The organism is Bradyrhizobium sp. CCGE-LA001 (genome assembly GCF_000296215.2).
Taxonomy (GTDB): Bacteria; Pseudomonadota; Alphaproteobacteria; order Rhizobiales; family Xanthobacteraceae; genus Bradyrhizobium.
On record NZ_CP013949.1, the window covers coordinates 4,231,846 to 4,254,022 of the forward strand.

Genomic DNA, 22,177 nt, shown 5'->3' on the forward strand with positions numbered 1-22,177 from the left:
ACAACTGATTAAGGTGTTCGCGCGGTTCCACGCAGGATCTGCTTGCCTGGTTGTTCCCGATGCGAAACAATCCTGCTCTGTGTGTGGCGTAGTTGCGGGGGGCGTGACATGCGTAAGCAGGATCTGGGTTTCGACTATCACCGCTATCACCGCCTGCTGACCGAGGCGGATAACGACGACAAGCGACTGGCCTTGATCGAGCTCTTGATCGAGGAGAAGGCGAAGGACCGGCTGGCGGCCCAGCGCGCCTCGGATCGCGCCGCCATGACGGCACAGACCATTGCTACAGTGTTGAAGAACGGCCGATACCGCGACCTCGCGCTCATCACGCGTGGTCCAATCGATGCACTCAGTACGGCATCTTTACCGTCGCGCAGTACAGCATCTTCGCCGTCGCTCAGTGCGGGGTCTTCACCGGTGCTTCCGGAAACATCGAATCGATCATTGCCTTGAGCTGATCCATGGCGATCGGCTTGCGCAGGATCGGCCTGCGCCGCAGCAAGGACGGCAGCAACTCCGGGCCGTAGCCCGTGGCGAATAGGAACGGCTTGCCGCGGCGCTCGATCAGGTCGGCGACAGGGTCGACATAGACGCCCATCAGATTGATGTCGAGGATGGCCAGATCGTATTGCGCGGTCATGGCGAAGGCGCTCGCGTCGCGCACATTGTCCGCTTCCGCGACGACGTGGTGGCCGAGTTCCTCCACCATGTCGGCAATCATCATCCGGATCAACGCCTCGTCTTCGACCAGGAAAACGGAGAGTCCGTCCGCCATATCAACCCCACAGTCAGCCTTACCAAGCTAACCATAACCGAATTGCGGAGAGGATACACGATTTCGTGGCGAGCTCCGTTAATTCAGACGCGGCCGATCCGATTCAACTTGATCAATCCAACCCGCGCTCGTGGCTCAGCCGCACCATCTCCTGGATGAAGACCTGCTTCTGCTTGTCGTCGAGGCTCGAAAAGAGCGGCTCGGCCGCGTCGGCGACGTTGCGCTGGTCTGCAGCCCGGTCAATCAGGAACTGCGACTCATTGCGCATCTGCTCGATGATGTCGTCGGGCGGATCGCGCTTGGCGCGGGCAACCCGCAGGTTGAGCCGCTCCGCACCATTGTGTCCCAGGTAGTGCATCGCGCTTGAGAAGCCGTACCAGTGCTTCTCCTGATCGGGCGTGAGGTTCAGCTCGGTCTTGATCCTCTCGATATAGGCATCGCTGTTGGCGACGATCTGCTCCGCGGTCTGCTGCGGTGCGCCGGGCTGGGTCAGGACCGTGACACCCTGATTATCCTTATTGTCCTTGCTGTCCTTATTGTCTTTGCCGCCCGGGGCGTTCTTGGCTTCCTTGGTCGCTTTGGTGCCCTTGCTTGCCTTGGCGCTCTTGGCATCCTTGTCCTTGCCGCCAGGCTGCTTGGAGTCCTTCGCGTCCTTGCTGGCCTCCCTGTTGGGCTCCTTGGGCGGCGGTGCCTGGTTGGGATTGTTGCCAACGCCCAGCACGCCGGTGAAAACGCCGACCACGCCGCCGATGGCGCCACCGAGCACGCCGCCGACCGGACCTGCCGCCTTGTTTCCTGCCGCCGCCCCCTCCTGAACGCCTTTGACGAGACCTTGGGCATTCGCCACCGCGGCCGTGCCGAGCAGCAGCGCGAGCACCGATCCCAGCGCAAACCATCGTCGCAGGTGAAGCCGCGCTCGCAGCGCCGGTTTGATCATTCTCGTCTCCATCGTCGATCAGCGTGTCTGACGGGCGAGCCCGCCCAAGTACAACTCTCGAGTACAACTCTCGAGTTCAATTCTACCGTTTCGGCCGCGCCGAGGTCCAGACGCAGCCGATTGCCGTCCACGCCCGAAAACTCTTTCACGCGAAGCGGTTATGCAGGCTTATTTGAAACTGCGGCGTAATTGCGCACGGATCGCTCGCGGACTCGTTTGCGCAAGGTGTGCATCGCAAAATGAACCTCGCATCGACGTGCAACGGATGATCCGGACATGCGATCGTGACGGGGCCGAGCACGACATTAGTTTGAGAAAGAAGCCGTTCGGCTTTCTCGACAGATGCGATCAATCATGATCTGATCGCGCTACCAATTTGCTGCCGCTTGCGTGAATTGCCCTCGCAGGCCGGCGGCACCAATAAGAAAATCGAACAATAAAAACTCGAAAAGAAAGTCTCAGAGGAAACTCCAACAACAAGCACCCAGGCGAGGAAATGAGATGTCACGCAAGACACTGACTCGACGTCAATTTGTGGCTGCCACTGCAATGTCCTCCGCGGCGCTGATCTCAGCGCCCTATGTCCGGGGCGCCTACGCCGCCGGCAAGCTCTCGATAGGCTTCTGGGACCATTGGGTCCCCGGCGCGAACAAGGCCTCCACCGACCTCGTCAACGAATGGGCCGCCAAGGAGAAGGTCGAAGTCTCCATCGACTACATCACCAGCAACAACAAGAAGCTCGAGCTGACCGTCGCCGCCGAAGCGCAGGCGAAATCCGGTCACGACATTCTCCAGATGCCGACCTGGTGGCCGCACGCCTATGCAGATCAGCTCGAGCCGGTCACCGACATCATGGGGCCGATCATCAAGCAGAACGGCGAGGTGAACGGCACCACCAAATATCTCGGCCAGGCCGGCGGCAAATGGCTTGCGGTTCCTGCCACCGTCGGCAGCCAGATCAAGGGCCCCTGCTCGCGCATCGACCTGATGAAGAAGCATGCCGGCATCGACGTCCAGGAGATGTATCCGGCGGGCAGCACGCCCAAGGACGAGAACTGGACGATGGACACCTTCCTCAAGGCCGCCGAAGCCTGCAACAAGGCCGGCGTCCCGTTCGGGATCGGCCTCGGCGAGACCACCGATAGCGTCGACACCGCCGGCGCGATCTTCCAGTCATTCGGCGCCGAGCTCGTGAACGCCAAGGGCGACATCACCGTGAAGACCGACGCCGTGCGTCAGGCGCTCGAGTTCTACAAGAAGCTGATCGCTGTGCTTCCGGCGGACGCTGCCTCCTGGGATGATGCATCCAACAACAAATGGCTGATCTCCGGCCGCGGCGCACTGATCCTAAATCCGCCGAGCTCGTGGGCGGTTGCCAAACGCGACGCACCACAAGTCGCCGAGCAATGCTGGACCCACGGCATGCCGGCCGGTCCGAAGGGCCGCTTCGCACCGTTCCTGCCGTATTTCTGGGGCGTCTGGGCCTTCGGCAAGAACAAGGAAGCCGCCAAGAGCCTGCTGACCCATCTGTCGCAACCGTCGTCGATCGAAAAGTTCGTCGCGGCGAGCGGCGGCTACGACCTCCCGGCTTTCGCGAACATGACGAAGCTGAAGACGTGGGCGGAGGAAGGGCCGCCGAAGGGCACGCTCTACAGCTATCCCGACCCGCATGGCCGGCAGACGATGTCGATCGCGGCCTCGCCGGCTCCGCCGAAGATCGCACAGCAGATCTACAGCCAGGCGACGCTGACCAAGCTGGCGCTACGGTATGCGCGCGGCGAGACGATGGAGCAGGCGCTCGCCTGGGCCGAGGGCGAGTGCGAAGGCTTCATGCGGAGCTGATGCCGGTGGACCACGGCGGCTCGCGCGCTTGCGCGTGAGCCGCCGACCATCCGACCGTTCCATCCTCTTTCGAGAGAAGCCGACCGATATGGCCGGCTTGCATTGAACCTTCCGCAGGAAAGTCTGACCATGGCCGATGTCGTCGTTGAGCAAGCTCGCTCCGTCCGCGCCGCAAGCTCGCGCAAACGAACCAGCCTTCGCAATGTTCTCGGGCGGAAATCGACGGTGGCGTTCCTGCTGACGCTGCCGCTGATTTTGCTGATCGCCTCGCTCGTGCTCTATCCGGCGTTCTACTCCGTGCACCTGGCGACGCTGAACAAGTCGATGCAGAAGTTCGTCGGCTTGAGCAATTTCACCTTCCTTTTCAAGCGCGACACGTTCTGGATGGTCGTGAGGCAGTCCTGCATCTTCGCCATCACCGCGGTGTTCTTCAAAGCGCTGCTGGGCTTCATCGTCGCTCATTTCGTGCACAATTTGCCGGCCAAGGGCCAACGCAAATGGCGCGGCATGCTGCTGGTGCCGTGGGTGATCCCGCCCGCGATGAGCACTTTGGCCTGGCTGTGGCTGTTCGACCCCTCCTACAGCGCCTTCAACTACACGCTGTCGTTCTTCGGCATCGGCCCGATTCCCTGGCTCGGCGACACCTTCTGGGCGCGCTTCTCGGTCATCCTCGTCAACGTCTGGTACGGCGCACCCTTCTTCATGATCATGTATCTGGCGGCGCTGAAATCGGTGCCGGACCAGCTCTATGAGGCGGCCGCCATCGACGGCGCCAATTGGTGGCAGCGGATCTGGTACGTTACGCTGCCGATGATGCGCAACATCATTGCCATCACCACGCTGTTCTCGCTGATCGTCACCTTCGCCAATTTCGACATCGTGCGAATCCTGACCTCGGGCGGCCCGCTGGACTCCACGCACATATTCGCCACCTGGGCGTTCCAGGTCGGCATTCAAAGCAGCGACATTCCACTCGGCGCCTGCGTCTCGCTGTTCATGGTGCCAATCCTCGCAGTCGCGGCAATCTTCATTCTGCGCGATGTCAGCAAACGTGGGAACGAAGCCTGATGAGCACGCTCGCAATCGACAAAAGCGGCCCCACGCGGAAGGTCAAATACCGCAGCATGAGCCGGGATCGCGCCTGGGCGCTGCGCTGGTCCTACTTCTTCCTGGTGCTGTTCGCGATCTTCTCGCTGACCCCGCCGATCTACATGCTGATCACCTCGCTCAAGAGCAGCGCGGAGATTTCGGCGGCGACCAATCCCTGGTGGGTGTTCAATCCCACCCTGTCGAACTACGTCGAGCTTTTGACCTCGAACCAGTTTCTGCGCTTCTTCTGGAATTCCGCCATCGTCTCCATCGTCGTCGTGATCGTGACGATGTTGATCAGCATTCCCGCGGCGTTCGCGCTGGCGCGGATGAAGTTCTGGGGCTCGACGACGCTCGCGACCGGCGTCTTCCTGACCTATTTGGTCCCCGACAGTCTGCTGTTCATTCCGCTGTTCAAGATGCTGGCGGTTGTCCAGGACGTGACTGGCATCACGCTGCTCAACAAATGGTACGTGCTGCTGTTCATCTATCCGACGCTGACGGTGCCGTTCTGCACCTGGATCATGATCGGCTATTTCGCCTCGATCCCGAAAGAGCTCGACGAGGCCGCTCTCATCGACGGCGCCTCCTGGCTGCAGACGCTGACGCGGATCTTCATCCCCGTCGCCCTGCCCGGGCTGATCGCCGCGACCATCTTCGCCTTCACCGTCTCCTGGGCGCAGTTCCTCTATCCCCTGGTGTTCACGACGTCGGTAGATCAGCTGGTGCTGCCGGTCGGCATCACCACCACCCTGATCAAGGGCGACGTCTTTAACTGGGGGCAGATCATGACCGGCGCATTGCTCGGCGCCGCGCCGCCGCTGATCATCTACGCGTTCCTGATGGACTACTACATTGCCGGCCTGACCGCCGGTGCGACAAAGGGTTGATGTCTCATGGCTGACGTTGCTTTGCGGAAGGTAGTTAAGCGTTACGACGATGTCGAAGCCGTGCGCGGCATCGACCTCGACATCGCCGACCATGAGTTCATCGTACTGGTCGGCCCCTCCGGGTGCGGCAAGTCGACGACGCTGCGCATGATCGCCGGCCTCGAGGACATCAGCGACGGCGACATCATGATCGGCGGCGACATCGTCAACGACGTACCGCCGAAGGACCGCGACATCGCGATGGTGTTCCAGAACTACGCGCTCTATCCGCACATGACGGTCGCGGAGAACATGTCGTTCGGCCTGCGCCTGAAGCACTATCCCAAGGCCGAGATCAAGGCGCGGGTGACCGAGGCCGCCCGCCTCCTCGACATCACCGACCTGATCGACCGCAAGCCGAAGCAGCTCTCCGGCGGCCAGCGCCAGCGCGTCGCCATGGGCCGGGCCATCGTGCGCAATCCAAAGGTCTTCCTGTTCGACGAGCCGCTGTCCAATCTCGACGCGAAACTCCGCGTGCAGATGCGGATCGAGATCAAGAAGGTGCACCAGAAGGTGCGCACCACCACGGTCTACGTCACCCACGACCAGGTCGAGGCCATGACCTTGGCCGACCGCGTCGTGGTCATGAACAAGGGCAAGATCGAGCAGATCGGCACGCCGAACGAGCTCTACCACAAGCCTGCGACGCGTTTCGTCGCGGGCTTCATCGGCTCGCCCGCGATGAACTTCATCCCGTGCCGGCTCGAAGATGTCGGCGGCACGCTCCAGATCCGCCTGACCGACCGCATCGCCTTTCCGCTGCCGCCGGCCCGCGCCGCGCGCTACAACGCGCTGCCGTGCACCGAGAAGCTGCTGCTGGGCCTTCGTCCCGAGCATCTCACCGAGGCGCATGCGCATCTCGAACCCGGCGTCGAGACCTTCGAGACCGTGCTCGACGTCACCGAGCCGATGGGAATGGAGACGCTGGTCTATTTCGGGCTCGAGGGCACGCCGATCTGCGGCCGCGTCAATCCCAACGCCGGCGCCAAGGACGGAGCACCCATGCGTTTGGCGATGGACCTCAACAACATGCACCTGCTAAACGAGGCGTCCGGCCTCGTGTTATGAGGGCCGGACAAGAAACTCGCGCAGGCAGGGGACGATGGCGACCAACAAGAAGAAGATTTTCGTTACGCAAACTTTGTCGCAAGGGGCGCGCGCCCTCCTCACCCAGCGGGACGATATCGAGCTCGTCGAATTTCCGAACCTGATCTCGGCCAAGGATTTCGAGGCCCTGCTGAAGAGCCACGCTCCCGTCCATGGCGTGGCGCTGGGTGCCACGGCCTTCGGCGAGACCGAGCTCGAAGCTTCAAGAGACATGAAGGTGGTGACCCGCATCGGCGTCGGCTACGACGCCGTCGACGTGCCTGCCCTGTCCCGCCGCAAGGTGCCGCTGATGGTCGCGGGCAGCGCCAACTCGCCCTCGGTCGCCGAGCAGGCGCTGTTCATGATGCTGACGCTGGCCAAGCGCGCCAACGAGATGCACGCCTGCGTCAAGGACGGCCAGTGGGCCAATCGCCTCGGCATGCTGCCGTTCGATCTCTACGGCAAGACCGTGCTGATCATCGGCTTCGGCCGCATCGGCAGCCGTACCGCCAAGCGGTGCCTGGCGATGGAAATGAACGTCCAGGTCTACGATCCCTACAAACCCACCGCCGACATCAAGGCGGCCGGCTGCGAGCCCGTCGCCGATCTCGACGCCGCGTTGCCGAATGCCGATTTCGTCACCATCCACTGCCCGAAGACGCCGGAAACCGTCGGCCTGTTCGATGCGGCGCGTATCGGCCGGATGAAGCCGGGGTCCTATCTCATCAACACCGCGCGCGGCGGCATCGTGAAGGAAGCTGCGCTGTACGACGCCCTCACCTCCGGAAAGCTCGCCGGCGCCGGTATCGACGTGTTCGAGGTCGAGCCGCCGCCAATCAGCAACGCACTGTTCGCGCTGCCCAACGTCATCATGGCTCCGCATGTCGCCGGCGTCACCGTCGAGGCAGTGAGCCGCATGAGCGAGCAGACCGCGCGCAACATCCTCAGTGTGCTGGACGGCGATCCGATCCGGCAGAACATCATCAATCAGGACGTGCTGGGCTGACGAGCCAGGGCCGGCGGCCGAGGCTCAATGAGTATCCACGCCTTCGGAAGGCCAGAAAGCGTCCCATTTTGGTGCAGATCGGGCCCCAACTCAGCCTTAATCAAGCGCGCGTAATGGTGTCGGAAACGCGGCGGCAGGGGGACAGACTGGCCGGCGCGTCGAGCTGGAGGATGAACCTTGTCAGAGATCGATCCGACCGACCAAACGCTGGCGACCATCGCCAGCATCCTGGAGAACCCCGAGCCCGTCCTCGTCATTCGCAAGACCGAGACCGAGATCGTGGTCGCCGGAGAGCGCGAGCACACGGACGCAGACGATCGGCAGGTCGTCGACGCGGTGGCTGAAGAGCATCCGTCGGTCGAAGAGCATGCATCAGTCGACGAGCATCCATTGGTCGACGAGCATCCACTGGTCGAGGAGCAGCCGCTGGTGCCGGAGCACACCGACGCCGACGGCTACAGCAAGGTCGGCCCCGGCCCGATGGTGGCGATCCGGCTGAAATGGACGGTCCATCGCGGCGACGACGACCAGTTCTACGTCCACGAGACCATCGGCGAGCAATCCGCCCCTGTGATCAGCGGCCCGATGACGAGCGAGGCCGCCGTGCGCTTCGTCGACGAGCGCGAGGACGAGGCACACCGTCGCTTCGAAGAGCTGCGCAGCGAGATCGCCGGCCGCAGCTCGCTCGCCGATTACGAGCGCAAGGGCGAAGCGTAGGCCTGAGCGCACGCCTCGTCCTTCGAGACGACCGCTTCGCGGTCTCCTCAGGATGAGGCTAAGCAGCCTCGGTGCTCGTTGGAACTAGCGCACACTGGGTCCTCATCCTGAGGGCCCGCCAACGGCGGGCGTCTCGAAGGATGGCCGCAGGCAGATCCCCTCGACATGCGATCGCCCTGCCCACTGGGGCGAGTGAACATCGAACCCGCCGCTACTTCTTTCCCAAAAAGTCCTTCTTCACCAGCTCGACGCCAGCGTGCCGCAAGAGGTCGTAGGCCGTCGTCACGTGAAAGAAGAACTGGGGGACGCTGAAGGTCAGCAGCAGCGTCCGCCCGGTGAAGGGCAGCTCGGTGCCGTTCTTCAGCCTGAAGAAAACATTGCGTTCGGCCGACGCGTCGATCTCGGCGCGCGGCAGGCTCTCGATGAACTCGATCGACGTCGCGATGCGCGCCTGAAGTCCGGCCATGTCGTGCTCGAGCACCGGCAGCACCACCGGCTCGCGCTCGGCCAGCAAGGCCGGAGCGACCGTGGCATGGCGGCAGGCCTCGCCGACCTGCTGCGCCAGATCGTACATGTTCGGCGCCATGCGCATGCCGAGCAGGACCGCCGGGTTGAACTTACGGGTCTCGGCATAGGCGACGCCCTTGTCGAGTAGCGCCGACAGATTTCGCAAGTACGGCACGAAGAGGCCCACCGAAGCCTCGTACATCGAAATCGTCATCTCTGAATTTCCTTCACTTCCACCTCGCCAGCGACGAGCATCTGGTCTAAATCCACACTCAAGAGCTGCACAATGACAGCTCGGGCATGGGTGGAAAAGAGATGATCGTTCGAATCTGCACCGCTTTGGCCGTGGTGTTGCTGGTGAGTGTCTCGGCGCTGGCGCAGCAGGCATCGCCCTCGCGCCTCGACGAGATCGTCAAGCGCGGCACCTTGCGCGTCGGCATGACCGGCGACTACAAGCCCTTCACCTATCTGGACAAGACCACGCAGCAGTTCAGCGGCTTCGACGTCGACATGGCGCAGTCGCTCGGCAAGGCGCTCGGCGTCAAGGTCGAATTCGTGCCGACGGCCTGGCCGAAGCTGATGAAGGATTTCGAGGCCGACCAGTTCGACATCGCCATGGGCGGCATCTCGGTCACGCTCGATAGGCAGAAGAAGGGCTTTTTCTCCACGCCGATCATGCGCGAGGGCAAGACGCCGATCGCGCGCTGCGCCGACGTCGGCAAGTACCAGAGCATCTCCGACATCGACAAGAAGGGCACCCGGATCATCGTCAATCCCGGCGGCACCAACGAGCGCTTCGCGCGTGCCAACATCAGGGATGCCGAGATCACGGTCTTCGCCGACAACACCGTGATCTTCGACGAAATCGCCAAGGGCAACGCCGATCTGATGATGACGGACGCCTCGGAGACGCGCTACCAGCAGAAGCAGCACGCCGGCGTGCTCTGCGCGGTGCATCCCGAAAAGCCGTTCGATTTCTCCGAGAAGGCCTACTGGCTCCAGCGCGACATGGCGCTGAAGGCCTTCATCGACCAGTGGCTGCACATTTCCATGGAAGACGGCAGCTACAGGAAAATCTTCGCGGCGTGGTTCGACTGACATGCGAAGAGAATTAGCGCTCGCAATCGTGCTCGGGATCGGCGGGGTCCACGGTGCGCTCGCGCAGTCCAAGTTCACACCCGCGACCGGGCCGCTCTGCAAGGACGAGTCGACAGAACAGCTCGGTCTGTGGACCTGTCCGGGTCCGGCCGGCTACGTGGTGAGCTTTGCCGACGAAGGCAACATCGTATCGATCACGATTGCGCCTCGGAGCGCGATCGAGAAGGTGTCCGGACCGACTGCGCAATGGCGCGGTGCCGGCAAGTCGTTTGGCGAAAAGGTCCAATGGATCATGCGAGGCGGTGTCCCAAGGGCCGCGGTGATCCGTACCTGGCGAACGGTCGACGAGGATGAGAAGGAGCTCCAGGAGCTCTCCGTGTTCGCGATCAGTGGCGCAAAGGCCTGCCTCGTTGGTTCGGTCGATGTTCACACCGATAAGGCGAACGACGCAGCGCTGGCCCGCGCCCAACAGGCGGCCGATGCAGGGTGTCCGCGGAAGTAGACGCGGCGCACTGAATTTTCGCCCGGTCAGGTGCGTCACATCGGACCGGGCGCCGCCCCGCCCAACTCCGGGCAGAGTTCGGCGTTATTGAACCAAGGTCGGCGCGAGCACGACTCATACCGAGAACAGTGATCTAGATCACTTTTTGCGATCGAGCCGGGGCGTAAAGCGTCGGTCCGGGGACTATCTGCTCAGGAGATGGAAATGAGGAAGCTGTTGGCCGCGGCCGCATTCCTTTTGGCGAGCACAGCTGCTCAAGCCCAGTACACTTTCGAATATGGCGGGCGCACCATCCGCATCGATCCGGACCGCGGCACGGTGCAGATTCCCGGCGTGTACGACAACACCGGCCAAGGCAAGGCCAAGAAGGCCAAGAAGAACGAGCAGACGCCGCAGCAGGCCACGGTCGATCCGCAGGCGCCTGCCGCACCGGCTCCCGCGCCCGCCGCCCCGCCGCCTGCCGCGGTGCAAGCCCCCGCAGCTGCGGCCGTCGCACCGCCCCCGCCGGCTCCGCCGCCGACGACGACTGCCACCAACACACCGGCCGCTACGGCCGTGCTGCCGCCGCCGCCCGCCCCGCCTCCGGCCGCTGCGCCGGCCGAGCAGCAGGCCGCGCCCGCCGTGGCGCCGCCCCCCGCTCCGACCGTGGCGACTGCGCCACCGGCACCGCCTCTGCCACCCGCCCCGGCGCCTGCCCCCGTTCAGGCAGCCGCAGCACCGGCTGCTCCGGCAACAGCGCCCACGCGCGATCTCAGCTCGCCGCTCGGCGTCTGGCTCACAGAGGAGAAGGAAGGCAAGGTCCGCATCGAGCAATGCGGCAGCAATCTCTGCGGCTATTCGGTCGATTCCAAATCCAACCAGAACGGCGAGCAGGTCCTGATCAACATGAAGCCCGACAAGGACCAAAAATGGTCGGGCCGCATCCTCGATCCAAATTCCGGTTCGACCTACGATTCGACCATCGCGATGAAGGGCACCGACCGCCTACGCGTGCAAGGCTGCGCCTTCGGCGGCATGTTCTGCGGCGGCCAGACCTGGACGCGGGTGAACTGAGCACGGGCTGATCGCTCTTACGAAGACAAGGGGCCCATGATGCGGGCCCCTTTTTTGCGCGCCGTGCCGTTGCGGGGTGCGTAACGTCACACAGCCTCCTGTGCACGTGACAGCCCTCACACCGCCGGTTCCGCACGCATGTCACCGTCCCCGCATGGTCAACCACAGGGGCGTGTCATGAACGCGTTTCGCAAGGCTCTCTTCGCCACCGCCGTCGTCGTCGCTGTCCCGTTCGCGCAAGCGAATGCTGCGACAAGCAGTTTCGACGGCGCGTGGAACGTCCGCATCGCCTCATCGAGCCAGGCCTGCGGCAACGGCGCGACCGTCTCGATTGGCATCAACAACGGTCAGATTGCGTCGAGCAGCGCCGCCGTGACGGCGTCGGGCCGCGTCGCCGAAGCCGGCCGCATTAACGTCACCCTGAGCACCGGCATCAAGCGCGCGGTCGGCTTCGGCCGGCTCAGCGGTGCGTCCGGCTCCGGCACCTGGCGCGGCGCCATGTGCACGGGGACATGGACGGCGGAAAGGATGTGAGCGTCCGTGTCCCGGACGCGGTGCAGCGTGTAACGCTGCGCCGCTGAGCCGGGACCCAGCATTCTTCGTGTGTCCCAAATCTCTGGGTCCCGGCTCTGCGCCGCATCGCCGTGTGGCGATGCGTCTTGTCCGGGACGCGAGAGCTTCAGCCGACTGCAGCCCCGTATTCCGCGTCGGTCACCGGCTCCAGCCAGGTCGAGTAGACGCCATCAAGTGCTTCCTGCATGGCGATGTGGCACATGCCGTTGGTGGGCGATGCGCCGTGCCAGTGCAATTCGCCGGGCGGAATCCAGACGGTGTCGCCGGGACGGATCTCCCTGACAGGACCGCCCTTGGACTGGACACGCCCGACGCCGGAGATGACGTAGAGCGTCTGCCCGAGCGGATGGTGATGCCAGTTGGTGCGCGCGCCCGGCTCGAACGCAACGCGCGAGCAGTTCAACCGTGCCGGCGCGGGCGCCATGATGACGGGGTCCTGCCACACCGTGCCGGTGAAGTTTTCCTTGGGCGCGCGGCGGGTCGGGCGCGTGCCTGCAACAGTGATCTCCATGGGGTCCTCGCTTTTCGTTACTTCTTGCTGGCCGCGTAGCGCGCCTTGGTTTCGGCGTTCATGGGATAGAGGCCCGGCAGCACCGCGCCGTTGTTGACCTCGTTGACGATCCAGGCCTCCATGCGCTCCTGCTCGACGCCTTCGTTGAGCACGTGATCGAGCATCGCCTGCGGGATCAGCACGCAACCATCCTGATCGGCGACGACGATATCGTTCGGGAACACCGCGACGCCGCCGCAGCCGATCGGCTCGCCCCAGCCGACGAAGGTGAGGCCCGCGACCGACGGCGGCGCGGCATAACCGTCGCACCAGACCGGCAGATTGGTGCCGAGCACGCCCTCGACGTCACGCACGACGCCGTCGGTGACGAGCGCGGTCACGCCGCGCTTGACCATGCGCGCGCAGAGAATGTCGCCGAAGATGCCGGCATCGGTGATGCCCATGGCGTCAACCACGGCGATGCAGCCATCGGGCATTGCCTCGATCGCGGTGCGGGTCGAAATCGGTGACGACCAGGATTCCGGCGTCGCCAGATCCTCGCGGGCCGGCACGAAGCGCAGCGTGAAGGCAGGTCCCACCAGACGCGGCAGCCCCGGACGCAACGGCCGCGCACCGCGCATCCACACGTTGCGCAGGCCCTTCTTCAACAGGACCGTGGTGATGGTGGCGGTGGTGATGCCGGCGAGGGTCTTGCGGGCTTCGGGGGACAGCGACATGGAAACGGACGAGCTCCGAGGTGTGGGAAAGAACGCGCGCATCTTGCGAGCCGCAGCCCTTGCGTCAAGAGCCAAGAGGCTGCCAATAACGCAGGGCCGCCGGGCTATTATGCGACGCGATAACAAGGCTTTATCGCTTCCCCTTGCATTAATTTATTGGACTTGCGGGCGCATTTACGCGAAGCAGGACGAGGCGGAACTCGCACGCTGAGGGCCGCATTCCTCCGAAGCCCGATTTCGACAGCTCCTCGACAGTCCATGGCCGCGACGCTTCCCCCGCCCCGCCTTCTGCCCAGTGGCGATAGCGCCGTCACGGTCGAGTTCAGCCGCACCATCGATGACGAGGCCAACCAGCGCGTGCTGGCGCTCGACAAGGCGCTTGCCGCGGCGCTCATCGACGGCATCACCGAGACCGTGCCGACCTATCGTTCGCTGCTGGTGCATTACGATCCCGGCGAGATCGGATTCGATGCGCTCGGCGATAAGCTGCTCGCGCTGGCCAGCCAGCCGCTGCCGCCGGCCACCAAGGCGCGCCGCTGGCGCATTCCCGTTGCCTATGGCGGTGAGCACGGCATCGACCTCGAGGATGTCGCCAAGGCACTGAACACAACGCCCGACGACATCGTCGCCCGGCATGCCGGCGGCGACTACAAGGTCGCCATGATCGGCTTCACGCCTGGCTGGTCCTATCTCAGCGGCCTCGACAAATTCCTGCACATGTCGCGGCGACAAAACCCGCGGCTGCTGACGCCCGCCGGCACGATCTCGGTCGGCGGCGTCCAGGCCGGCATCCAATGCCTGGCCGCGCCGAGCGGCTGGCACCTACTGGGCCGCACGCCGGTCAGAACCTATCAGCTCCATCGTAATCCGACCTTCCTCACCGAGCCCGGTGACCGCGTGACGTTCTTTGCCATCGATCACAAGACATTCGCCGAACTGGACCGCGCAGCGGAGGCCGGCGAGATCGTCGCCGAGCAGGTGGACGCATGAGCCGGCTCGTCATCGCCAGCATCGGTCCTGCAAGCTCCGTCCAGGATGGCGGCCGCTTCGGCGCGCAACGCTATGGCCTGACGGTGAGCGGGGCGATGGACCGGTTGTCGCTGGCGGCGGCGAACACGCTGGTCGGCAACGCACCATTCGCGGCCGCCGTCGAGATCGGCCCGTTCGGTGCCTCCTTCACCGCGCGCGACGGCGCCGTGCGCGTCGCGATCTCAGGCGCGCCGCGCAATGCGGACATCGCCGGCAGCCCGGTTGCCATGGACTCCTCGGTGACGCTGAAGGACGGCGAGACGCTGACGCTGGGCTTTGCCCGCGGCGGCGCCTTCACCTATCTCGCGATCGAAGGCGCCATCAAGGGCGAGCCGGTGTTCGGCAGCCTTGCGGTCAATGCGCGCGCGGGGCTTGGCAGCCCCTACCCGCGCCCGCTCCAGGCCGGCGACGAGTTCAGCGTCGATGCCGCGAGCGGCGCGAGCGAGCTGCGGATCGAGCTGCCCAAGCCCGTGAGCGGGCCGATCCGTGTGCTGCTGGGGCCGCAGGACGACGAGTTCGACGACGCGAACAAGGCGCTGTTCCTGGATAGCGAGTGGAAGATCTCGGCGACCTCCGACCGCATGGGCTACCGGCTCGAAGGCCCCGCGATCAAGCATCTGCACGGCCACAACATCGTCTCCGACGGCACCGTCAACGGCAGCATCCAGGTGCCCGGCAACGGCGCCCCGATCGCGCTGATGATGGATCGCGGCACCTCCGGCGGCTATCCTAAGATCGCAACCGTGATCACGGCCGATGTCGGCCGTCTCGCGCAGACCTCGGCGGGAACGGCGTTCCGCTTCAAGGCCATCAGCATGGCCGAGGCGCAGGACGAGGCGCGCAAGTTCGCGCAAACGATCCGCAGCCTGCCCGATCGCCTGCGCTCGTCCGATACTGTTGCGCTCAACGTCGAAGCGCTCAGTGATGCCAATGTTGCGGGCTATGCCGTGAGCGCCGTCGATGCCGGGACGTGGCAGGTTGCGGCAGAACCGTAAACGGCAACAAGACCAGAGGCGGAGAGCACCCATGAAGACAGTCGATCTCAATTGCGATCTCGGCGAAGGATTTGGCGCGTGGGAGATGGGCAACGACGCGGCGATGATCGAGCTGGCGAGCTCGGTCAACGTCGCCTGCGGCTTCCATGCCGGGGACCCCGACATCATGCGCCGGACCGTGGAGCTGGCAAAGGCGCGCGGCGTCTCGGTCGGCGCGCATCCCGGATATCGCGACCTGCACGGCTTCGGCCGGCATCCCATCGCGGGGCTGAAGGCCTCCGAGATCGAGAACCTCGTCGCCTACCAGATTGGCGCGCTGCAGGCGATCGCGACGGCGGCCGGCTACAAGGTCACGCATGTGAAGGCGCATGGCGCGCTCTCCAATGTCGCCTGCGAGGACGACATGACGGCGAAGGCGATTGCCGCCGGCATCAGGGCGGTCGACCCGAACCTGATCTTCGTCGTGCTCGCCAATTCGAAGCTGGTGAAAGCGGGTGAAGCGGCCAATCTGCCGATGGTGAACGAGGTGTTTGCCGACCGCGCCTATGAGGACGACGGCAATCTGGTCTCGCGCAAGAAACCGGGCGCGGTGCTGCACGATGCCAAGGCGATTGCCGATCGCGTGGTGCGCATGGTGCAGGACGGCGCGGTGGTGTCGGTCACCGGCAAGGTCATCAAGATGCGCACGGATACGGTCTGCATCCACGGCGACACGCCCGGCGCGGTGGATATCGCGCGCGGCGTGCGTCAGGCGTTGAAGGATGCAGGGATCGATGTGGCGCCGTTCAAGCGCGGGTGAAAGCTTTGTTTGTAGGGTGGATTAGCGAAGCGTAATCCACCATGCTTCAGCAAATGCGGAAACGTAGTTGGTGGGTTACGCCTTCGGCTAACCCACCCTACGAGACCATCAAAACGGATGCACCGACAGCGTGCCGAACACGATCGCCGCGATGACGGCGAAGGCGCTATACATCGCGATATGGTGCATGCTCGCCCCGGTCCGCCGCGAGAGCGAGCGCGCGTAAAAGTGCAGCCTGGCTTCCGCCGATAGTTCGCGCATGGTCGATCTCCAACGCCCCATTTGCGGGATTATGAAGGATCAACCAGGGCGGGAGGCAAGACGGTAGCGAAAATAGCGATGGGGATTCTCTGAAGCCGCCCCATCGCGGGTACAAATTCTCTACGGTCCCCGGTTCCGAGAATCTTATTCGTTAAAATCCAAGCTGGCGGGAACCCGCACGGATGACAGTCGGATGACGGTCGCCCAAGGGCGAGTCATCCGATTTAGCTGGCACCTAGTAGACGTCAGCCTGGAAGCGACCGGACTTCTTGAGCTCGGCGACGAAGCTGACGGCTTCATCCGTCGAACGTGCGCCGAACTGGGCGACGATGTCGACGAGCGCACGCTCGACGTCCTTGGCCATGCGCTTGGCATCGCCGCAGATGTAGAGATGCGCACCTTCGGCAAGCCATGTCCACAACTCCCGTCCGACCTCGCGCATGCGGTCCTGCACATAGAACTTCTTCTCGCCGTCGCGCGACCAGGCCAGCGACATGCGTGTGAGAAGTCCTGATGTCTTCATCGCATTGAGCTCTTCCTGGTAGAAGAAGTCGCAATCGCTGCGCTGATGGCCGAAGAACAGCCAGTTCTTGCCGGGCGCACCGGTGGCCTTGCGATCGAGCAGGAAGGCACGGAACGGCGCGATGCCGGTGCCGGGGCCGATCATGATGACAGGCGTCTTCGCATCCTGTGGCAGGCCGAAGGCATGCGCCTTCTGCACGTAGACCTTGAGCTTCTCACCTTCGGCAATACGTTCGCCGAGGAAGGTCGAGGCAACGCCGAGACGCTTGCGCTTGCCGACGAGGTAGCGCACGGAATCGACCGTCAGCGACAGCTTTCCCGGCGTCGCATTGTGCGACGACGAGATCGAGTAGAGCCGCGGCTGCAGCGGCTCCAGCGCCTCGACGAAGGCTTCCGGATGCGGCCGCGTGCCGGAAAACTTCTGCAACGCCGCCATGACGTCGAGGGTCGCGGCATCGCCATCGGGATCCTCGCCCTGCGCCAGCGCCCGCGCCTTCTCGCGCGCCGCGCCGCCGGTGATGAAGGAGATCAGCTCGAACAGCGAGTCGGGCGCGGGCGACAGCGAGACGTCGTCGATCAGCACCTCGCGCAGCGTCCTGCCGTTGACCTTGGTGGTGTGGGAGGCGCCGAGCAGCGCGATGATCTGGTCGACGAGCCCGACATCGTTGCGCGCGAACACGCCGAAGGAATCACCGACCACGTAGTCGAGCTTGCTCTCGGAGAGATCGAACTCGACGTGATAGGTCTCCTTCTCCGATTTCCCCTTGTTGAGCAGCCGGCGCGACAGGAAGGTCGCGGCAATGGGGTTGTCCCGCGAGCGGCCCGGCTCTGCGATCGTGACGGTCACGGCCGGCGCCGGAGCATCGGCCTTGTCCGCCGTCTTGGTCGCAGGTGCCTTGTCGAGCTCCTCGTACAGCGACTTCAGCATCCGCGCGGTGTCCTTGCCGCCGGGAACACACAGATTGAGCCGCGCTTCGCTGCGGCTCGCGATCGCTTCCGAATAGTCGTGGCAATTGTAGCCGCACTGGCCGCAATCCTGCTGCGCCATCGCCGCCATCATCTTGCGGCGCACGGGACGGCCCTCGGCGAGCTTCATGCGATCGGCGATCGGCATGGTCTGGTCGTGCCACGGCGCTTCGCCATCATCCCCGTCGCCGGCCGCGCCTTGCATGACGGCGGCGCCCTGCTCCGCCGACAGCGGCGCGGCGAGATCAGGCGAGAGCAGTCCGGCAAAGAAGCCGTTCAGCCAGGAGCGCTGCGCATCGGAGAACGGCGCGCTGGCGGGAATGATGTCGAGCTTCGGCGGAGGCGTGATCTGGTTCATGCGGACACCTGTGCATCGGCAAGCTTGCGCAGCGTTTCGCCGTCGTGGCGGCGCGCAAAGGAGAGGAAGCTTTCGTCGGCAGACGAGCGATGGGCGATATAGGCCTTGAGCAGCGCCTCGACCGTCTTCGGCGCGTCCTCGGCCTTGAGGTCGTGATAGACCTCCTGCCCGACGTCGGCGTCGGGGCCGAACCCGCCGCCGGTGAAGAGGTGATAGCCCTCGACCGTGTCCTCCTCGCCAACAGGCACGCGCGCCCCGATCAGGCCGATGTCGCTGATGTAGTGCTGCGCGCAGGAATGGTGGCAGCCGGTGACGTGGATGTTGACGGGCTTATCCATCGCGACGCGCGGCTCGCACCAGTCGCCGATCTCCGCGGCATGGCGCTTGGTGTTGGCGGCGGCGAAGCGGCAGCCGGCATTGCCGGTGCAGGCGATCAGGCCGGCCTTGATGTGCGAAGCTTCGACCGCGAGCCCGATCTGCTCGATCGCGGCAATGGCTAGCTCGACATTCTCGTCGCGCACGCCCGAGATCAGCAGGTTCTGCCAGACCGTCAGGCGGATTTCGCCGTCGCCGAGATCGCGCGAGACCTTGGCAAGACCCCGCATCTGCTCAGAGGTGAGCTTGCCGAGCGTCAGCGACACGCCGATCCAGTTCAGACCATCCTGCTTCTGCTTGTGCACGCCGACATGCGCCATGCGGTCGGCGGCGAGCCGCGGCGCGAACGCCTCTTCCGGCACGCGCGTGAACGGCGTCTTTAACCGCTCCTCGACGAATTTGAGAAAGCCGTCATGGCCCATAGCGTCGAGCACGTATTTCAGCCGCGCCTTGTTGCGGTTGGTGCGATCGCCATGGTCGATGAACACGCGCACGATGGCGTCGGCGACGGCGGTGGCCTGCTCCGGCTTGACGATGATGCCGGAATATTTCGCAAAGTCTTTGTGGCCGGTGATGCCGCCGAGGCCGAGACGGAACCACACTCCGGGCTCGACGCCGAAGCCGTCCTTCACCTCATACGCCGTGAACGCAATGTCGTTGGTCTCTTCGAGCACGGCGATCCTGCCGGCGCCGTCGAAGGCGACATTGAACTTGCGCGGCAGGCCGTAGAGCGAGCGGTCGTTGAGGATGTGATAGTGCCATTCGCGCGCATAGGGCCGCGTGTCGATGATCTCCTGCGGATCGATACCGGCGGTCGGCGTTCCCGTCACGTTGCGGATATTGTCGGCGCCGGAGCCACGCGAGCACAGGCCGAGCTCCTGGATGCCCTCGAGCAGCTTGATCGCGTGCTTCGGCGGGATCTCGCGCAGCTGAAGATTGGCGCGCGTGGTAACGTGGCTATAGGGTCCGCAGAGCTCGTCGGCGAGATCGGCAAGGCCGGACAGCTGCCAGTGCTTCATGATGCCGTTGGGAATCCGCAGGCGGCTCATGTAGGAGTCCTGCGTCGGCGCGACGTAGAAGATGCCGTAATAGCGCCAGCGGAAATTGTCCGCCGGGCTCGGCGGCGCGTTGTCGAGCGCCTGCTGGCGCAGCCGCGGATAGGCGTCGAAGGGATGTTCGTCGCGCTTGAACTTCTCCTGGTCGGCGAGCTTCTTGCCCGCGGCGATGATCTTGTCCTGCGCCTTGATGTGCACGGCATCAGGACCGGTGGGCTCGGCGCTGGCCTTGCCGGCGCCGTTACCGCCCAGACCGCGCCCGACCCGACTGATCTGCAAGCCGGTCGTGAAGCCTTCGAGATAGCGTTTCTGCTCGTCGGTGAAGTCGACTGCGAGCGTATCGATTTTCATGGTCGGTAACGAAGCTCCTGCGGCCACCAGAGTGGCATCGACGGAAATTGGCGCGACCCGAAAGGGAACCTCTGCTGGCACGAGAGCCGGCTTGGCCACCCAACGGTCCGATCAGCTTCGTTGCTGCGGGACTCGGCTCAGCAGGCACCTGTGACAAGCTGGCCGCACTGCAACATTCAAGTTGCGTGCCAGCTTTGATGAAAAGAAAGATTTTGCGATTTCAATGGACTAGCGAGGCTACCGGAAACTCCGGTGCCGGATGCGCTCATGAAATTCGAGCACGCCGCTCAAAATTTGGTCGATAAACCAGACTGCTCACAATCTATGCAGATGCGAATCAGGCCTTCCAGCGCCCGACCTCGAACGCCTCGAGGTGCCCGCGGATATTGTCGGCATCGAAGGCAGGACCGGCAAAGGCCCCGATGGCCGCGGGAGCCTCGTCGGACCGCCGGCGGCCGAGGGCCGCGTCATAGAGATCAGGCCTGAACACCGCCACGGCGGTCTTGGCGCCGTCCGGGCTCAAGCCCGTCTGCCCCCAACGCACCATCTGCGCATAGAGCCACGCGGCCTGGACCGGATCGGGACGTCCGGCCTCCTCGCGTCCGACCAGCAAATAGCGGCCACTTTCGCGGAAGGTGCCGTCGGGCGAGATCTTCAGCCGTCCCGTCAGGGTGCGCTGGATGACTTCGGCATCGACGCCGATCCGCTCGGGCTGCGCCAGGATCTGCGCCGCCTCGGCGAGGTTTGCCGGCTCTTCGATGAACTCGGCCCCCTTCACCGCCGCGCGCACGAGGGCGGCGACCACGTCCGGATGCTTGTCGGCCCAGACCTGACGGACCGCCAGCACCTTCTCCGCCGCGCGAACCAGAATGTCGGACACGAAATGCAGGATGTGGCCGATGCCGAGATCGACCGCGACCGAATTCCAGGGCGCGCCGACGCAGAATGCATCGACATGGCCGTTGGCGAGACTGTCGACCATGTAGGGCGGCGGCAGCACCACCAGCCGCACGTCCTCGTCGGGATCGACGCCGGCCGCGGCCATCCAGAACCGCAGCTGGTAATTGTGGGTCGAGAACGGAAAGGTCATGCCGAAGGTGAGCGGATCGGCGCCCGCCTTGCGGCGCTTGGTCACCACGCGCGCCAGCGCTTTCGCCGTGACGAGCGGATCGAAACGGTCGCCGTCGATCTCTTCCATCAGCGCGGCATGGAGCGCGGGCGAGACCGTGATCGCGTTGCCGTTGATGCCGAGATTGAACGGCGCGGCGATCGGGACCTTGACGTGGCCGAGCCCGAGCGAGGACGCGATCGCGACCGGCGCAAGCAGATGCGCGGCGTCGAACAGGCCGATATTGAGCTTGTCGCGAACGTTGGACCAGGAGACTTCACGCACCAGCTCGACTTCGAGTCCTTCGGCGGCGGTGAACCCCTTGTCGACGGCGACGATCAGGGCTGCGGCATCGACCAGCGGAATGAACCCGATGCGGAGGGGAGCGGTCATTTCAGCATCTCCGAGGCGGTGATGATCGACTGCGCGATCTCACCGATTTTCTTCTTCTCGCGCATCGCCGTGGAGCGCAGCAGCACATATGCCTCGTCCTCGGTCAGGCCTTTCACCTTCATCAGGATGCCCTTGGCACGCTCGATGATCTTGCGGTCCTCCAGCTGCGACTTGGTGCGCTCCAGCTCTTCCTGGAGCTTGGCGAAGGCGTTGAAGCGGGACACGCAGAGGTCGAGGATCGGCTTGATGCGCTCCTTCTTCAGCCCGTCGACGATGTAGGCGGATACCCCAGCCTCGACCGAGGCCTGGATCGAGGCGGAATCGCTCTGGTCGACGAACATGGCGATCGGCCGCTTCACGGCGCGGCTGACCTGGAACATCGCCTCCAGCACGTCGCGGCTGGGGTTCTCCAGATCGATCAGGATGATGTCGGGATCCACCGCATAAATACGGGCAAGCAGGCTCTGCATCTCACGGATATGGACGACCTGCGTGAATCCAGCCTCCCGCAACCCCTCCTCCAGGATCGCGGCCCGGATCGGGCTTTCGTCGACGATCACGATTTTGGGCGACTGTTCGGCGCTCATGGCTCACTCACGGCAGGTGATTCATCCATAGCACGCC

Annotated in this window: 23 protein-coding genes and 1 pseudogene; 14 read left to right on the forward strand and 10 right to left on the reverse strand. The window is 64.3% G+C overall.

Features of this window, described 5'->3' with window-relative positions; translation table 11 throughout:
- Window positions 1-108: 108 nt before the first annotated feature.
- Window positions 109-306: pseudogene (locus BCCGELA001_RS36040) on the forward strand (hypothetical protein); the annotation flags it as partial.
- 91 nt (window positions 307-397) lie between these two features.
- Here the strand turns inward: BCCGELA001_RS36040 and BCCGELA001_RS19550 are convergent.
- Both BCCGELA001_RS19550 and BCCGELA001_RS19555 read right to left on the reverse strand, forming a co-directional pair.
- Entirely contained in the window at window positions 398-775 is a 378-nt protein-coding gene (locus tag BCCGELA001_RS19550) for a response regulator (protein ID WP_008564831.1), read from the reverse strand.
- A 112-nt stretch (window positions 776-887) separates the two neighbouring features.
- The gene (locus BCCGELA001_RS19555) at window positions 888-1,712 is read right to left on the reverse strand and encodes a Spy/CpxP family protein refolding chaperone (protein ID WP_060736083.1); all 825 of its coding nucleotides are present in this window, start codon (window positions 1,710-1,712) and stop codon (window positions 888-890) included.
- A gap of 501 nt (window positions 1,713-2,213) precedes the next feature.
- Between BCCGELA001_RS19555 and BCCGELA001_RS19560 the strand changes: the two genes are divergently transcribed.
- The 6 genes from BCCGELA001_RS19560 to BCCGELA001_RS38160 all read left to right on the forward strand — a co-directional run bounded on the left by BCCGELA001_RS19560 (window position 2,214) and on the right by BCCGELA001_RS38160 (window position 8,381).
- Window positions 2,214-3,554 carry an ABC transporter substrate-binding protein gene (locus BCCGELA001_RS19560; RefSeq protein ID WP_060736084.1) on the forward strand — a complete coding sequence of 447 codons (1,341 nt, stop codon included), beginning with the start codon at window positions 2,214-2,216 and terminating at the stop codon, window positions 3,552-3,554.
- A gap of 129 nt (window positions 3,555-3,683) precedes the next feature.
- Window positions 3,684-4,622, forward strand: coding sequence for a carbohydrate ABC transporter permease (locus tag BCCGELA001_RS19565; protein ID WP_060736085.1), 939 nt, complete (start codon window positions 3,684-3,686; stop codon window positions 4,620-4,622).
- Window positions 4,622-5,533, forward strand: a complete 912-nt coding sequence (locus tag BCCGELA001_RS19570; RefSeq protein WP_060736086.1) for a carbohydrate ABC transporter permease — start codon at window positions 4,622-4,624, stop codon at window positions 5,531-5,533. The genes BCCGELA001_RS19565 and BCCGELA001_RS19570 overlap by 1 nt, the downstream gene beginning before the upstream one ends.
- A gap of 6 nt (window positions 5,534-5,539) precedes the next feature.
- The gene (locus BCCGELA001_RS19575; protein WP_008564859.1) at window positions 5,540-6,640 is read left to right on the forward strand and encodes an ABC transporter ATP-binding protein; all 1,101 of its coding nucleotides are present in this window, start codon (window positions 5,540-5,542) and stop codon (window positions 6,638-6,640) included.
- Window positions 6,641-6,674: 34 nt separating this feature from the next.
- Window positions 6,675-7,664: a hydroxyacid dehydrogenase gene (locus BCCGELA001_RS19580; protein WP_060736087.1), complete on the forward strand. Its 990-nt coding sequence runs from the start codon at window positions 6,675-6,677 to the stop codon at window positions 7,662-7,664.
- Window positions 7,665-7,841: 177 nt separating this feature from the next.
- Window positions 7,842-8,381 (forward strand): hypothetical protein, encoded by a 540-nt coding sequence (locus tag BCCGELA001_RS38160; RefSeq protein ID WP_008565333.1) that lies wholly within the window; start codon window positions 7,842-7,844, stop codon window positions 8,379-8,381.
- A 211-nt stretch (window positions 8,382-8,592) separates the two neighbouring features.
- Here BCCGELA001_RS38160 and BCCGELA001_RS19590 read toward each other — a convergent pair whose 3' ends face one another.
- Window positions 8,593-9,090 (reverse strand): DUF1993 domain-containing protein, encoded by a 498-nt coding sequence (locus BCCGELA001_RS19590; protein ID WP_060737735.1) that lies wholly within the window; start codon window positions 9,088-9,090, stop codon window positions 8,593-8,595.
- A 113-nt stretch (window positions 9,091-9,203) separates the two neighbouring features.
- Between BCCGELA001_RS19590 and BCCGELA001_RS19595 the strand changes: the two genes are divergently transcribed.
- The 4 genes from BCCGELA001_RS19595 (at window position 9,204) to BCCGELA001_RS19610 (ending at window position 12,075) form a co-directional block, all read left to right on the forward strand.
- Window positions 9,204-9,986, forward strand: a complete 783-nt coding sequence (locus tag BCCGELA001_RS19595) for a transporter substrate-binding domain-containing protein (RefSeq protein ID WP_060736088.1) — start codon at window positions 9,204-9,206, stop codon at window positions 9,984-9,986.
- 1 nt (window position 9,987) lies between these two features.
- Entirely contained in the window at window positions 9,988-10,488 is a 501-nt protein-coding gene (locus BCCGELA001_RS19600; protein ID WP_008564873.1) for a hypothetical protein, read from the forward strand.
- Window positions 10,489-10,692: 204 nt separating this feature from the next.
- Entirely contained in the window at window positions 10,693-11,541 is an 849-nt protein-coding gene (locus BCCGELA001_RS19605; RefSeq protein WP_060736089.1) for a DUF2147 domain-containing protein, read from the forward strand.
- 177 nt (window positions 11,542-11,718) lie between these two features.
- Entirely contained in the window at window positions 11,719-12,075 is a 357-nt protein-coding gene (locus tag BCCGELA001_RS19610; RefSeq protein ID WP_008569513.1) for a hypothetical protein, read from the forward strand.
- Window positions 12,076-12,220: 145 nt separating this feature from the next.
- Here BCCGELA001_RS19610 and BCCGELA001_RS19615 read toward each other — a convergent pair whose 3' ends face one another.
- Together BCCGELA001_RS19615 and BCCGELA001_RS19620 are read right to left on the reverse strand one after the other, a co-directional pair.
- Window positions 12,221-12,625 (reverse strand): (R)-mandelonitrile lyase, encoded by a 405-nt coding sequence (locus BCCGELA001_RS19615; RefSeq protein WP_008564877.1) that lies wholly within the window; start codon window positions 12,623-12,625, stop codon window positions 12,221-12,223.
- Window positions 12,626-12,642: 17 nt separating this feature from the next.
- Complete coding sequence (locus BCCGELA001_RS19620) at window positions 12,643-13,341, reverse strand: ribonuclease activity regulator RraA (RefSeq protein WP_008564879.1); 699 nt, start codon at window positions 13,339-13,341, stop codon at window positions 12,643-12,645.
- 258 nt (window positions 13,342-13,599) lie between these two features.
- Between BCCGELA001_RS19620 and pxpB the strand changes: the two genes are divergently transcribed.
- From pxpB to BCCGELA001_RS19635, 3 genes are read left to right on the forward strand one after another with little or no spacing between them, the layout of a single operon-like run.
- Complete coding sequence (gene pxpB, locus BCCGELA001_RS19625) at window positions 13,600-14,331, forward strand: 5-oxoprolinase subunit PxpB (protein WP_060736090.1); 732 nt, start codon at window positions 13,600-13,602, stop codon at window positions 14,329-14,331.
- Window positions 14,328-15,365 carry a biotin-dependent carboxyltransferase family protein gene (locus BCCGELA001_RS19630; protein WP_060736091.1) on the forward strand — a complete coding sequence of 346 codons (1,038 nt, stop codon included), beginning with the start codon at window positions 14,328-14,330 and terminating at the stop codon, window positions 15,363-15,365. The genes pxpB and BCCGELA001_RS19630 overlap by 4 nt, the downstream gene beginning before the upstream one ends.
- Before the next feature lie 31 nt (window positions 15,366-15,396).
- Window positions 15,397-16,164, forward strand: a complete 768-nt coding sequence (locus BCCGELA001_RS19635; protein ID WP_060736092.1) for a LamB/YcsF family protein — start codon at window positions 15,397-15,399, stop codon at window positions 16,162-16,164.
- A gap of 108 nt (window positions 16,165-16,272) precedes the next feature.
- Here BCCGELA001_RS19635 and BCCGELA001_RS38420 read toward each other — a convergent pair whose 3' ends face one another.
- The 5 genes from BCCGELA001_RS38420 to BCCGELA001_RS19660 all read right to left on the reverse strand — a co-directional run bounded on the left by BCCGELA001_RS38420 (window position 16,273) and on the right by BCCGELA001_RS19660 (window position 22,140).
- On the reverse strand, window positions 16,273-16,425 hold the full coding sequence (locus BCCGELA001_RS38420; protein WP_008564887.1) for a hypothetical protein: 153 nt from the start codon (window positions 16,423-16,425) through the stop codon (window positions 16,273-16,275).
- A gap of 235 nt (window positions 16,426-16,660) precedes the next feature.
- Window positions 16,661-18,271 carry a sulfite reductase subunit alpha gene (locus BCCGELA001_RS19645; protein WP_060736093.1) on the reverse strand — a complete coding sequence of 537 codons (1,611 nt, stop codon included), beginning with the start codon at window positions 18,269-18,271 and terminating at the stop codon, window positions 16,661-16,663.
- The gene (locus BCCGELA001_RS19650) at window positions 18,268-20,052 is read right to left on the reverse strand and encodes a NirA family protein (protein ID WP_060736094.1); all 1,785 of its coding nucleotides are present in this window, start codon (window positions 20,050-20,052) and stop codon (window positions 18,268-18,270) included. Before BCCGELA001_RS19650 ends, BCCGELA001_RS19645 begins: the two co-directional genes overlap by 4 nt.
- Before the next feature lie 337 nt (window positions 20,053-20,389).
- Window positions 20,390-21,553, reverse strand: a complete 1,164-nt coding sequence (locus BCCGELA001_RS19655) for a CmpA/NrtA family ABC transporter substrate-binding protein (protein WP_008564896.1) — start codon at window positions 21,551-21,553, stop codon at window positions 20,390-20,392.
- Window positions 21,550-22,140, reverse strand: a complete 591-nt coding sequence (locus BCCGELA001_RS19660; RefSeq protein WP_008564898.1) for an ANTAR domain-containing response regulator — start codon at window positions 22,138-22,140, stop codon at window positions 21,550-21,552. The genes BCCGELA001_RS19655 and BCCGELA001_RS19660 overlap by 4 nt, the downstream gene beginning before the upstream one ends.
- Between the last annotated feature and the right edge of the window lie 37 nt (window positions 22,141-22,177).